At 61.0% G+C, this 13,199-nt stretch carries 10 protein-coding genes; 9 read left to right on the top strand and 1 reads right to left on the bottom strand.

Annotation, left to right across the window (positions count from 1 at the left end; translation table 11 throughout):
* Positions 1 to 123: 123 nt before the first annotated feature.
* The 6 genes from K5880_RS10380 (at position 124) to K5880_RS10355 (ending at position 9,013) form a co-directional block, all read left to right on the top strand.
* Complete coding sequence (locus K5880_RS10380; protein WP_297651412.1) at positions 124 to 2,301, top strand: ribonucleoside-diphosphate reductase, adenosylcobalamin-dependent; 2,178 nt, start codon at positions 124 to 126, stop codon at positions 2,299 to 2,301.
* Positions 2,302 to 2,565: 264 nt separating this feature from the next.
* Entirely contained in the window at positions 2,566 to 2,811 is a 246-nt protein-coding gene (locus tag K5880_RS10375; protein WP_297651410.1) for a hypothetical protein, read from the top strand.
* A 379-nt stretch (positions 2,812 to 3,190) separates the two neighbouring features.
* A complete protein-coding gene (locus K5880_RS10370) occupies positions 3,191 to 4,120 on the top strand; it encodes a hypothetical protein (protein WP_297651408.1) in 930 nt (309 codons plus the stop codon).
* Between the two features lie 238 nt (positions 4,121 to 4,358).
* Entirely contained in the window at positions 4,359 to 5,465 is a 1,107-nt protein-coding gene (locus K5880_RS10365; RefSeq protein WP_297651407.1) for a DUF3150 domain-containing protein, read from the top strand.
* A gap of 48 nt (positions 5,466 to 5,513) precedes the next feature.
* Entirely contained in the window at positions 5,514 to 7,697 is a 2,184-nt protein-coding gene (locus tag K5880_RS10360) for a VWA domain-containing protein (protein ID WP_297651405.1), read from the top strand.
* Positions 7,698 to 7,948: 251 nt separating this feature from the next.
* Positions 7,949 to 9,013 carry a primase-helicase zinc-binding domain-containing protein gene (locus K5880_RS10355; RefSeq protein ID WP_297651404.1) on the top strand — a complete coding sequence of 355 codons (1,065 nt, stop codon included), beginning with the start codon at positions 7,949 to 7,951 and terminating at the stop codon, positions 9,011 to 9,013.
* A 52-nt stretch (positions 9,014 to 9,065) separates the two neighbouring features.
* Here K5880_RS10355 and K5880_RS10350 read toward each other — a convergent pair whose 3' ends face one another.
* Positions 9,066 to 9,689 (bottom strand): hypothetical protein, encoded by a 624-nt coding sequence (locus tag K5880_RS10350; protein WP_297651402.1) that lies wholly within the window; start codon positions 9,687 to 9,689, stop codon positions 9,066 to 9,068.
* Positions 9,690 to 9,934: 245 nt separating this feature from the next.
* Between K5880_RS10350 and K5880_RS10345 the strand changes: the two genes are divergently transcribed.
* From K5880_RS10345 to K5880_RS10335, 3 genes are all read left to right on the top strand, one after another.
* The gene (locus K5880_RS10345) at positions 9,935 to 10,537 is read left to right on the top strand and encodes a hypothetical protein (protein ID WP_297651400.1); all 603 of its coding nucleotides are present in this window, start codon (positions 9,935 to 9,937) and stop codon (positions 10,535 to 10,537) included.
* A 38-nt stretch (positions 10,538 to 10,575) separates the two neighbouring features.
* On the top strand, positions 10,576 to 11,238 hold the full coding sequence (locus tag K5880_RS10340) for a hypothetical protein (protein ID WP_297651399.1): 663 nt from the start codon (positions 10,576 to 10,578) through the stop codon (positions 11,236 to 11,238).
* Positions 11,239 to 11,323: 85 nt separating this feature from the next.
* Positions 11,324 to 13,198 carry a TraI domain-containing protein gene (locus K5880_RS10335; RefSeq protein WP_297651397.1) on the top strand — a complete coding sequence of 625 codons (1,875 nt, stop codon included), beginning with the start codon at positions 11,324 to 11,326 and terminating at the stop codon, positions 13,196 to 13,198.
* The last annotated feature ends 1 nt before the right edge of the window (position 13,199 follow it).

Here is a 13,199-nt window from a genome sequence, read left to right as displayed (position 1 = left end):
AGGTCGGTCGCACCAACTTTGGTCCGAGCGGGTCCAGCCCTGTGGCACGAAGTCCCGCAAGTCCTTGATTTCTCCAATGCGCCAGAGCAACTACTCTGGCGCCCTACGGGTGATTTCAACCTGGTGCACGAAGCCCCTCCGCGCGGCGCGACCGAAACGGTCGTCTGCAAGGACGGCAAAGCGCGCTACGTCTACCGCACGATCAAGGCCCGCTACCTGTGGCAGAAGATCATGCGAAACACGTACGAGACGGCGGACCCTGGCGTGATGTTCCTGGACACCATCAACGAAGCCAACAACCTACGATACTGCGAAACCATCGCGGCGAGCAATCCATGTGGTGAGCAAATGTTGCCAGGCTACGGCTGCTGCGACCTTGGTGCACTGAATCTCTACCGCTACGTGAAGAACCCCTTCACGCACGAGGCGGAGTTCGACTACGAGGCGTTCAGGCGCGTGGTGCCGGGCGCCGTTCGAATGCTCGATCGTGTGCTCGATGCAACCAAGTGGCCGCTGGAGCAACAGAAGCAGGAAGCGCACCTCAAGCGTCGCATCGGTCTGGGCTACCTTGGTCTGGCAAACGCGATGGCAATGCTGGGCCTGAGCTACGGTAGCGAAGAGTCCGCTGAGTTCGCGTCGAAGGTGACGCGCGAGATGCGTGATGCCGCCTACATGGCTTCCGTGGAGCTGGCAAAAGAACTGGGCGCGTTCCCCCTGTTCGACGCGGACAAGTACCTGGAAGAGGGTACCTTCGCATCGACGTTGCCCGAGCACATCAAAGAGGCCATACGCAAGCATGGCATCCGCAATTCGCATCTGCTGTCGATTGCGCCAACTGGCACGATCTCGTTGGGCTTTGCGGACAACGCAAGCTCCGGCATCGAGCCCACGTTCGCGCTGAAGCAATACCGCAACGTGCGTACCGGCAAAGGCGAGGAGCGCAAGCTCTGGACCGCGGACGATCACGCATACCGCGTGCTGAAGATGGTCAAAGGCGAGGACGCGGACACCTCTGTGATCGCGACGGCGCTGGAGCTATCGGTTGAGGAACACCTGCGCGTCATGGCGGCTGTGATTCCTTTCATCGACAGCGCAATCAGCAAGACGGTGAACGTGCCGGCCGACTACTCCTTCGAGGCCTTCTCGCGCATCTACATGGATGCATGGAAATCGGGCCTCAAAGGGATCACCACCTATCGCCCCAACGAAATGACGGGCGCGGTGCTGATGACGGAAGAAGAAGCCAAAGGCGCCGGCAAAGGTGAGCAGGATCTGCGAACCGATGATCCGGACCGTCGCGTGGAGATCAAGGACGTTCCCAACGTCGTTGACAACCTGCGTTGGCCGAGCCGACCGGACGTAGTGGCAGAGGGTGTCACCTACAGCGTGCGTCACCCGCAAGGGGACTTCGCGGTGGTTGTGAACCACTGGCAGAACGGCGAGAAACATCCGTTGGAGGTCTACATTGCTGGTAACGAAGCGCCGCGCGGCCTGGGAGCAATCGCAAAGGCCCTGAGCGTGGACATGCGTACCGACGACGGCGCCTTCTTGCAGATGAAGCTGGACTCCCTGATCAACACGGTCGGTGATGACGGTTTCGAGATGACCCACCCGGCAACGGGCGCACGAGTGCTGATGCCGTCACTGACGGCTGGCTTCGCGGTCCTGGTCAAGCATCGCTTGAACGAGATCGGTGCGCTCAATGAACACAAGGCCTCGCCGATGATGGAAGCCCTGTTCAGCCGGCGCGAGCCTAAGACTGGGCCCAACGGTGGTCTTGGCTGGCATGTGGACGTAAGCAACCCGGCAACGGGCGACGACTTCCTCCTGCATACGAAGGAACTGAAGTTGCCCAACGGCCAGATCCGCCCGTACTCGGTGTGGTTGTCTGGTACCTATCCGGCGGCTCTGAACGGCCTCATGAAGGTGCTGTCGATCGACATGCGAGTGAGCGACCCGAAATGGGTGGCCATGAAGCTGGAGAAGCTGGCGAACTTCGGTGAGGTGCGTGGCGACTTCCTGGCCCAGGTGCCGGGAGACGTCAAGCAAGAGAACTACCCGAGCACAGTTGCCTACGTGGCCACCCTGCTGCTGGCGCGCATGAAAGCGCTGGGCCTGCTGAAAGGCGCTCCGCTGGCTCGCAGTGACAACACCTCGGGTGTGGTCGACGTGGGCGCCAAGGAAAGCCGTGAGGTTCGCCTGGGCGGCAAGCAGTGCCCGGAATGCGGTGCCATGGCGCTGCACAAGGTCAACGGGTGCGAGTCGTGCGATGCGTGCGGGCACATTGGTAGCTGCGGCTAACCAAAATAGTGGAATCGGGGGTAGCGCCCCGGTTTCGCAGTTCCCTCGAAAGAGGGGACTGTCTAAAGGCAACCGAGCTTTCAGACAGTCAAACAGGCCTATTGTCGAGAAGTGAACAACACTTCAGAATTCGACTGCCAGCTGCAACAGCTGGGCGACAGACTAGCCACTGGAGCCAATACGCGATGACCGCGTATGACAAGGTGCTTCTGGCAGTCCCGTTTCCGTTGTGGTCCACGTCTGTACGAGCATAGAGGAGGGCGTATGGAGGCTGTCTATTTGCGCATGGCTTCGACAGGAAAACTGGCCAATCGAGATCCGGTGTTGCTTCGGCGCATACCCATCAAAGGTGAAATCATCATTGCCGCGAATCGGCGGGCTTTTGTGGTGATTCGAGTCGTTCACGATTGGGACGATGCGAACCAGGCAGTTGTTGTGTGCGACCTTGCTCCCGCGGAGGCGGTTCTGGCACAACACAACAACGCGTCTGGCCCGGAGATCGAGATGTAGCTGCTTGGACCTCGGGAGGTGCTTGATGAGCGACTTGCTGGACTTCTTGATCCGGAACCAGGTGGCCTTGTTCTCCCTGACAGGGACGGTAGCTGTAGTTGCACTCGCGTTGCTCGCAATACTGCGAAGATCAGACTCAGTTGCCGTGCAATCGGAGCGTGCTACGGCTGAAGCGGAATCTTTCATCAAGCACGCCAACCGAGATACAAGAAGGAGGCGGCCAAGTTCCAGACTGCCGACACTTTGGCTTCTTGTGGCTTTTGTCGGTGTGTCTCTTGCTTTCTGGAGTCTGCTCGGGGTGCCGACCGCGGTGGAGATTCCGGGTCTGTCAGAGTCGAGCACTGTGCCACGGTGGTTGCGCTCACTGCCTGGGTACATATTGAGCCTCGTCGCCCACGCTGCAGTAGTGGTTGTGGCGGGGGCACTGACGATACGCGTCTATCGCGCAGTCGGAACAACGGCGTACTGGAAAGTGAGCGGCGCCGATCGGTACCGCGCGGCACGACGAGTGGGGACCGTGATTGGGATAGTGCTTGCGCTTGCCATTGCGGTCTGGCCGCGCGTCACGGGGAGCCTGATCATCCCACCTACGGCGGGGCTTGAAGAGCCCGCAGTGGTGAGAAGGGGTACGCAGAACCACAAACTACTGGTGCTTCTGCACGGTTGGAACGGCGATGCGTCCGGCACTTGGAACCAGTTTCCGCAATTGCTCAAGAACGACTCTCGACTCGAGGAGTTCGACCTGTGGATGGTTGAATACCCCACGGTGCTCGCAAGACGAAACTTGCGAATCCGTCAGATGTCACGCTGGCTGAACGAACTCATGGTGATCAATGGACGATACGAACAGTACACGGAAATCTACGTGATCGCCCATTCGATGGGAGGGCTCATCGCTCGGGGGATGCTTCTCGAAAATCGCCTTGCGAACAACAACATGGCCTACAAGAGCGTCATATCAATTGCATCGCCTTATCGAGGGGCCGACATCGCGAGGCTACTGTCAACGCTTGGCCTCAGTCGAGGGTACGCGGAGGATCTTCGACCGGGAAGCGAAATGCTCGATAGCCTTCGAGACGATTGGAATTCATTCCGTGATCGTCCTCACGGCTACTGTCTAACAAGTCCTCATGACGCGGTTGTTTCCGAGGACAGTGCAATCTATCAGTGCAATGAATACCTGCGATATCCACAGTGGGGGCATTCAGAGATGGTCAAACCCGAGAGCACGGCCGATCCTCGATACCAGGTTCCAGTTGAGCGCGTTTTGCGAATCGCAAGCGAGCATGAGACGACGCAGCCCCGGTAGGCTGTATCAGTGCGTGACACAGAGCGGAGCAACTTGCGGGACGCCGTCAGGCTACTTGAAGGCGCGAACCAGCCAACGTGAGCCAGATCCTTTGCGCCCGTGTGCGTGAAGACCTATCATGCAAATGTTCGGCATAGCCGTTCGCAGGTCTTAGCGCCTGCCTTCACCATCCAACCCCCGCGGGAATCCACTTCCCGCATGGGGTCGTGGGTTCCCGCTCCTCTATGGAGCTACCCACATGAACGCACCTGTCGTTCCCAACATCAAGCAGGCCCAGGCCACGGGCATCGTTTGCGTTGCTCTGGAGATCCACCTCTGGTCTGGCCGCAAGCGTCTTCGCAAGGAGAACCTGCTGGCCAAGAACCCAGAGCTGGCACACCTGCCACCCGAGTCGCTGGCCACCCTGGGCTCGATCAAGATCGCAGACCCAGATGACCTCGCTCCGTTCCTCAAGTACAAGCGCGAGGCGGAAAAGCTGCTCAAGCTCAACGGCCTGCCTTTGCTGGGCACCGTCGGCATCCCGGAAGGGAAGGTCGATCGCGTCTACAAGGGCTTGCTGGAGATCAAGCAGAAGTTCGATGAGCATGCCCAGAAGCTGTACCGCGATTTCGACGCGCGGATCACTGACTGGCGCGAGCGCATCGACAACCAGGCCTGGCAACACCTGATCACGGACATTCCGACGCCGGAATACGTCGCAGGGCGCCTGGCCTTTGGCTTTCACCTGTGCCGCGTCAGTGCCCCCAGCACCGACGAGTTCAGCGAGGTCAACAAGCACTACGGTCACCAGATCACCGGCCTCAAAGGTGAACTGTTCGATGAGGCCGCCGAGGAGGCCCGAACCCTGATGGAGAAATACCTGCTGGGTAAGGACGCTCACGGTGCGGTGCGCAAACGCGAGAAGATCACGCAGAAGACCCTCGGTCCGCTGCGTCGAATCGGTGCCAAGTTCAAGAGCTTCAGCTTCCTGGACCACACCGTCGAGCCGCTAGCGCAAATCGTTGACCACGTGCTGGGCATCCTTCCGCAGGAAGGCCCCATCGAAGGCGTGCACCTCATGCACGTCTGGACGCTGGCCAAGACGCTGTCGAACAGCGCAACCGCACTGCAGGCCGCCCATCTGGTGATGGACTCGGGCGCGGCGAACCTCGCTTTCGAAGCACTCCTCGTGAGCGCACCGGAGCAGGTCACCAGCCCTGCACAGCAAGCATCCGGCCCCGCGCCTGAGAGCGTTGCCAAGCAGCGCACGGCACAAGAAGCCGATTCGGCTTTGGACGAGCAAGTGCCCGTCCAGCAACCGATCGCGAACGACGGCTTCGAGCCCGAGTTCGTCGGCTTGTTTTAACGAAACCCAAAGACGCTCCGGCATTGCGCCGGGGCGTTGGGAGAGCACATGCAAACCGAAACTGATATTGCGATGGTCAAGAAGGTCATCGCAGGCTTTGTCTCACTCATCCTGGGCCGCAAGGTCACATTGCGGTGGGGCGAGACAGCAGCGATGGCAAAAGATGGGAGCATCGTACTGCCGATGCCGGCCAGCGCTGATGCCAGCCAGATCGCCGCGCTCACGCGCATGGCGGTTCATGAGGCGGGGCACGCCGCTCACACCGACCTGGATTGCGCACAGAGGCTGACTGAAGAGCAGCTGCAGGTGTTCAACCTGCTGGAAGATCCTCGCATAGAGATGGAGCAGCGCAAGCGTTTCGCCGGCGCCGGTGTCATCCTTGGACGAGGCCTGGATGAAGCGCTGGATACGATTCTCAAAGGGCTGGATCTCCAGCTTGAAGAGCATCGAGCCAAAGCGCTGCAGCTTGACATCATCCTGCGCGGGTTTCGCGCGGTCGCCCCTCAACCGGCGATCGAGCAGAGGGCCAAGGCGTTTGAAGATCTGGCAGCGCAAGTTGTCAATCAACACCAGCGCCAGGCCATCGACGCCGCGATCGCTGAGCTGCCGAAGCTCACTTGCAGCCAGGACACTGAAGCGTTGGCGATCCTCCTGAATCGACAGTTGCGCGAGCAGCCGCCTGAGCAGGAGTCCCAGCAACAGGAGGCGCAGTCGGAGCTCGAACAGGTGCCCGAGCAGGAACAGCCGCACGATAGCGGAACCGACACCATCTCCGACGCTGATGCTGCCCCTGGGCAGGAGCAGGCCGGCGAAGGCGAACCTAGCGGCGATGGCACGAATCCATCGGACCATGCGACCGAAGAGGAAGCACAAGCGTCGAACGAGGTAACTCCAACGCAGGACGAAGCTCAAACCGAGGTAGAAGGTGTCGAGTCCGAATCTGCTCCGCAGGAACAACAGAAGCTCTCGCAAGGGGATCGGGGCAGTGGCGACACCGGCCAGGACTCGAGCGGACAGCAGCAGGGCGAGGCTGGCCAGGGCGAAGCCAACGAGCAGTCCGACGGCTCAGCGCAAGCTGACGCTACCGGTGCCTCGGGGCCGCCTGATCAAGGCAGCGAAGCAGGTGCGCAGAAAGCAACGCAAGCGGGCGAATCGGCCTCAGTCGGTGAGCCTCAGGGGCAGACCGGCGGCGAGCAGAAGCTCAATGCGATGCCCGCAGAACCGACAGTCCCGTTGGCCAGCTACGACCTGGGTGACATGCTGCGCGAGGCCTATGAGTCCAAGTATGGGAAGCCGCAACCGATGCGAACTCCGGATGCTGAACCCGAATCGTCCAACGACGATTTGGTACAAGCGCTTCGAGAGGCGTCCGAGCGAGGTGGAGAAGACGGCCCCAGTCTGGACGAGCTCTTGGAGGCTGCGCTGGCAGCACTAGAGCGCGCGGAGGTCGGAGAGGGTGGTAGCCAGGCAAAGGGTGTTCTCGGTGCCATGGCGCTCGCCGCACCGATCCCCGTGACCAATGAACTCGACGTGCGACTCGACGGGGTACAGGCTCGAATGGTGCGTGTGCTGCTGCGTGAGTTGCAGGACAGGCGCCGGCGGCCAACGAAGATGGCTCGCGCTGGTGGCCAAGTCGCAGTCAACCGCTTCTGGCGGTTGGGCGCGATGGGTGACACAAAGGTGTTTCGCGTGAAAGCGCGAACACACGGAGTGGATGCAGCGGTCAAGGTCATCTTGGATCGCTCGGGCAGCATGAGAAAGAAGCTGCGAACCGCCGCAGAAGCAACGCTTGCGTTCGCTCTCGCGATGCAACGCGTGGGTAATGTCTCCACCTCGGTGGCAATGTTCCCCTCAGAAACTGAGATCACGGAGTCGCTGCAGAGTTTTGGCGAGTCGCCCCAACATGCGATGCGCCGAAGCAAGCACCTCGTGGCCATGGGCGGCACGCCTTTAGGCGCGGCCGTGATGACAGAACTGCCTGACCTGCTGCGTCAGCGAAAGGAGAAGCACATCCTGGTGGTCGTGACCGACGATGGTCCTGATGACCCGGATCTCCTGGGACGGGCACTGGCCGAGGCCGATGACAACGGCGTCGAGGTGATCGGCGTGGGGGTTGGTTGCGACATCCGCGCCTTCATCCCCAGTTCGACCAGAATTGAAAGCATCGAGCAACTGCCCGATGCACTGGAGGCTCTCTTCCGCGCGAAACTTAGTTTGCGACTCGCGGCCTGAAGCACCATGACCCTTCGCTCCCCGCTCAGACGGGGGGCTTTTTCCAACCTTTGCTGCCGAGGGTTGAAGAAAGCCAAGGCGCGTTGCGCCAGAGGTGGACCGAATCGTTGGACGCGTGGCGTAGCGCCTCGGAAAATGACCATGTTTTCGCACTTGCGAGGATCGCAGCCAGCTGGCTGCAAACAACCACCCGTTGGGTCGCAACTGTCCCTTCGGGCAGTGCGCGCCCCAACTTCTTTGGAGATTGGGACGTGAATATCAAAGCTGAAGATCTCGTCTATGGTCGCTGGCCCGACATCCTGACGGCCGCGGGTATGGACGCCAGGTTCTTCAACCAACGAAACGGTCCCTGCCCCTTCTGCGGAGGCACGGATCGCTTCCGATGGTCGAAGAAGAACGGCGGTCTGTGGGTCTGCAATCAGTGCACCGGCGGAAGCTATGCGAATGGTTTCCGAATGTTGATGGAGCACATGGGCTATCACTCGTTTCGCGAGGCAGCCGACCATGTGCGAAGTTACTTTGGGGCAGGCGAGCACATCCAGGCGATTGCGCGCGAAGCGCGTGTGGCCAAGGGAAATGACCTTTCGCCAGAGCAAGAGCAGCGCAACCTGCGGCGTATTGAGCGCTTCTGGGACGAGGCGCGCGAGATCACTTCAGGTGATCCCGTGCATCGCTACCTTCGAAACCGGGTTCCGGGCCTGGACGTGCAGCCGCAAATGCTGCGCTTTCACCCGGCACTGGAGTACTGGGCGCCACCGGAGAAGGAGGGCGGCAAGCCAGTGTCGTTGGGCAAGTTCCCGGCGATGCTGGCGCTGGCTAAGGATGCCAAGGGCGATGTGGTGCAGCTGCACAAGACCTTCCTCACCATGGACGGTCAAAAAGCAGATGTGCCGATCGCCAAGAAGACCGACTACGGCCTGGGCATCAACTCGTTCGCCATTCGCATGATGGAGCCCGTTGGCGACACGCTTGGCGTGTGCGAGGGCATCGAAACCGGACTCGCTGCGACGATGCTCCGCCGCGTTCCGGTGTGGCCCTGCCTGAATGGTCCGGCGATGGCGCAGTTCGAACTGCCCTTTGAACTGAAAGCACAGATCCGCCGCCTGGTGATCTTCGCCGACCACGATGAGCGCAAGCGAGCCGGGGTAGTCGATGGGGTGCAGAAGTATCGGCGTCCGGGCAGCTTCTACGCAGAGCAGCTGGCGCAACGCATCCGAAAGGAGGGCGTTCGGGTCTTGGTCATCAAGGCCGCTAGCGAGGGCCAGGACATGGCCAACCAATGGGCCGCCCAGTACGAGCGCGAGCACAGCCACTGAAACGAGAAAGCCACCAGTCTTCGGACCGGTGGCTTTTTTTTGCCGTGCCGTCTCAGGAAATGAACAGGTACGCCCCGCCATCACGTGGGATGTTCTTGGCGGCCTTGATCACGTACAGGACCTGCGAGAAGTGGTGCATGCCTTCGCCCAGGCAATCCTCTAGGAAGTTGGAATCGCGGCGGTCCGCCTCGGCGATGGTGGGCTTGAGCACCAGGGTGTGCTTGCCGTCGAAGCTGCTGAAACTTGCGCGCAAGGGGCTCTGCGCCACGCAGTTTCGAAGCTCAAAACCTAGTTTTGAGCCGATGAGGTAGACCTCGTTTTTCGTCACGCTCATTGGCGTGACGGGGACCTCCACGGCGAGGATGTAATCGCCGCCCTGGACCCCGAACCCCATGTCGCCGCTGGCGCGCAGGTACAGCAGCTGCTCGTTCGGCTCAACCGACATCCCGGCGAGCCCGTCTGGAAGAGAGAAAGCGAGATCCTCTCCTGAGCCAATGGAGTGGACGAGCCGGGTGCCAGCGGGGAAACTATCCCCGTCCTGATCAAGAAACCAGCCGAGGGGCTTGCCTGTCAGGTCGCTGATCTTCACCAATAGCGGGAGATCTGGCAGCGAGTCGCGACCCATGGCCAGCAACTCATTGGCAGAGCTCTCGTGAATACCGAGCTGAAAGGCCAAGGTGCGACTTCTATCACGCAACCCGGGGGAAAACCCGAGTTCGTCAAGAGAACGTTGCAGCCGAGCCCTAAAGCGCTGGGCCAGTGCGACGATAGCGGACATTGCGGGCTTGACTTAGCGAGGAGCCGTGCTTTGATGAAAGACCGGTGGCCTCACAAAGGACATCGTTCTATCGGCGCCCAAAACCACAGTGTTGGGACGCCTAATTTAACAAGCCCAGAAGATGCCCCGGGGAGTACCTACAATTGATTACAGCACATAGCGAGTCGGAAGTCCGTATTGACTGGAGGCTGCCGAATTACACGCGCTCCATCCTGGCAGAGAACCACAAGGCACTGTTTCGACGCTGGAAGATCGCTCGCAGCACCGAACTGTTCGACCCGCGCGTTCTCTCGCGCTGGTTCCCAGGTCAGCGGGGGCTGCTGGACCTGCTCGCGGTTCTAAGCGAGGAAGAGGTGCTGAGAGTCGCGGACACCAAGGCCCCCTTGTTCACGATGACGCTGCACGACGGCTTGCGCCCCGCCGCATCGGCCGCGCGCGTGCAGCCCGGCGAGTTCGAAGCTGCCAACCGCCAGGAGGCGTTCATGGCGCTGTCGGTGCGCCTGGACGCCATTCGTACCTCCACCGAGCAGGCCTGTGTTCAGTTTGATATGTCGGCGTCGGACGCCAACTTTCTGGGGCGCATGGGGCCGCATGATCTGTGGGACGTTGCGGCTAATCCAACGGCCGTATTGATCCCTGCCGCTTCGGATCAATTCTTCTCGGTTGCAGCAGCGCGCGAGATGACCGCGGCGCAGCGTACCCTCTATATGGGCGTGTCCAAGCGTTCAAAAGACAGCGTTCACTGACCCCCCGCTAGATTCCTGCAATTCCTCCCGTCATCATCATGGACAACTTCACTGGTCGCGCCCTCGTCAATTCAGGTAGCCGTAAGGCCTTGTTCGAAGATCCCGCTTGGGACGATCGCTTTGACGTGCTGATGGACCTCACCAGCCGCACCAAGCTGATCCGTGAGCTCATGGGCACGGACTGCAATGAGCATCGGATGAAGGAGGAGATGAACCGCCGCATGGAGGCGCGGGGCGTCAAAGTCAGCCGCCCTCGTGGCCTGGGCAAGTCGGTGAACTCCGAGACGTTCCTCGAAACCGCGGCCGAGCGATTCGAAGCTGCCTACCTCCTGTCCCTGCATTTCGGCTCGCGCGGCGCAGGCGAATATGCAGAGGTTGAAACCAACTATGCGCGCGCAGTGGACAAGCGCATCGAGGTCTATGCCAAGTACCGCGCGGATGTGCCGGCCACCAATGGCGAGCATCGCATCTCATTTGAGACCTACAACCTGCTGATCGAGGCGGTCAAGACGGGTGACGTAGAAGTGCGCCAGTGCTCCACATGCAATACGAAGCATCCTGTGATGCGTCGCCAGCACGGCACCGCACACTGCCCGGCATGTGCCACGCAGGAGCTGCGAGTGCCTGAGGTGGAGCGTGAAATGGAAGCGCGCATGGCGGCCTATCGACTCTCCCGCGACAAGCAGATCAAGTACGGCTGATCTGTAGCGATGAACCGGCGACTACAGGCAGGTTTGGGGGTGTAGGTCACCGCCCCTTGGAGGCTGCGGGAAGAAAAATACCCGGATGCTCCAAAAGTGGCTTTCAAAACTTGGTTTTATTGCGCCGGCGCCATCCCCCAGTGCCAGGCCGCAATCGCAACCCACAGGCAACCCGGTGCAGGGCAATCCTGCCCAGGCGGCACGACCTCCTGCCTACCCCCCAGTGGACCGCGGTCTCCCAATCGCAACGGCCATCGGTGTCCTGGCGGCCAACCAAGAACTGATGAATCGGTTGCGCCTGCATGCAGCGGTCGAGCCCGACGTGTTCGCGTTGCGTTTTGAGGGGCCACTGTTGAGCCTGGCGGAGCAGGTCAACGTCCTTCCTGCGACCGCAAGCTCGCTGTTCTCCGGCGAAGGGGGCCTGTTCAGAGCGGCGCTTGAGATGGCCTTCTACAGCTTCCAGGCCGGTGATGGGCGAATCTTCACGGGCAATGAGACCGTCGAGAGACGCCACGCACTTGAAGGACGCTGGCGCTACGTGTGCTTCCTCGCGGGCATGTTCTACCCCCTGGGGAAGACATTGGACAACATCGTCGTCACCAGCGAGCAGGGCCAGACTTGGCGACGTCACTTTGGCAGCCTCACCAGCTGGGCAGTGGACCACAGCGTTGAGCGGGTCTTCGCAACCTGGCCTGCCGCGAGCGAGATCGAACAGGAGATTGGGCCGTCCAGCCACATCGCCTCGATCATTGCGACGGTAGTTGGTGCGCAGAACCTGCAGTGGCTTGACGACGGCTCGCCGGAACTCGTCAAGGCGCTCTACGAGATCAGCTCTGGCAGTTCAACGACGGCTGGCAACTGCCGCGATGTTGTGCACACGATGTGGGAGCGCATCTCGCGCCGCGAGGAAGCGCGCCGTCCTCAGGCATTCGGCAGGCAGACCGTGGGCACGCACATGGGGCCGTACCTGGTGGGTGCGATCCGTGCGCTGCTGGCGACCGCGGGATGGAAGCTCAACGCTGACAAGGTCAAAGCTGACCAGAGCGGTCTGTACCTCGTGTGGCCCCAGGCAATTGAGGACATCGCACGCTTTGGCAAAGAGCAGGGATATAGCGGCTGGCCAGCCAATGCCGCCACGATCGCCGAACTGCTCAAGTCCTGTCAAATCGTGACTCAAGACGGTGAGGACCTGGGGATGCACGAGGTCGTGGCCGACTCAGGGGAGATCCTGAGCGCCTTCAAGCTGCGCAACCCCCTGGCCGTTCTGGAGGACTTCGATCCGGACGCATACGCTGAGCAGTCCCCGAAGACGCTTCAGGGCGTCGTCGCAGCAGATCCTCTAGCGCCAGCGGAGGCGCAGGCCGAAGCAGCGGCCGCCACGCCCAAGGCTCACGCCCAATCGAAGGCTGTTGAATCCCGCTCAACGAAGCCCGACGCGGTCCTAGAGCAGCAACAGAGTATCGAGCTCGAGCATGGTGCAGCGCCACTCGAGGCAGAGCCGGAGCCGGCGCCGGAGCCCGTGTCGCGCCGGCCGCAAGGGGGAGAACCGTCAGAACATGTGGTCGAGCCAGAACCGAGCGACTCAGCAGGGCCTGTGCCAATTCGCGAAGCAGCGGAAGTCCGTTACAGCGACCTCGTGCCACAAGAAGTGCAGCGCGACATAAAGAAGCGATTGCACGTCGAACTGCTTGGCAAGGTCATGAAGGCTTGGCAGGATCGTGGACAGAGCAGCAAGTCAATGCGCATGACAGACAACGGTGCGGCGATCTCCGTGGAGACGCTGGCCACGCTGGTGCGCGATGTGCCTGCATGGGTCGGTGAAATGGCTGCGGCAGGACTGATTTACAGCCCGCCAGCGACACCGGGCCTCAAGATCATCAAGGTGGCGATACCCGAAGGCTCCAAGCCCAAGGAAGCAATTGTTCTGTCGCGGTTCGCGGTGAAGAAGTTGGGGCTCTGAA

Origin of the sequence: Hydrogenophaga sp. (assembly GCF_025699295.1) — a bacterium.
Classification (GTDB): domain Bacteria; phylum Pseudomonadota; class Gammaproteobacteria; order Burkholderiales; family Burkholderiaceae_C; genus Hydrogenophaga.
The sequence above is the reverse complement of the archived record's forward strand: the minus strand, read 5'-3'. Positions and strand labels throughout refer to the sequence as shown.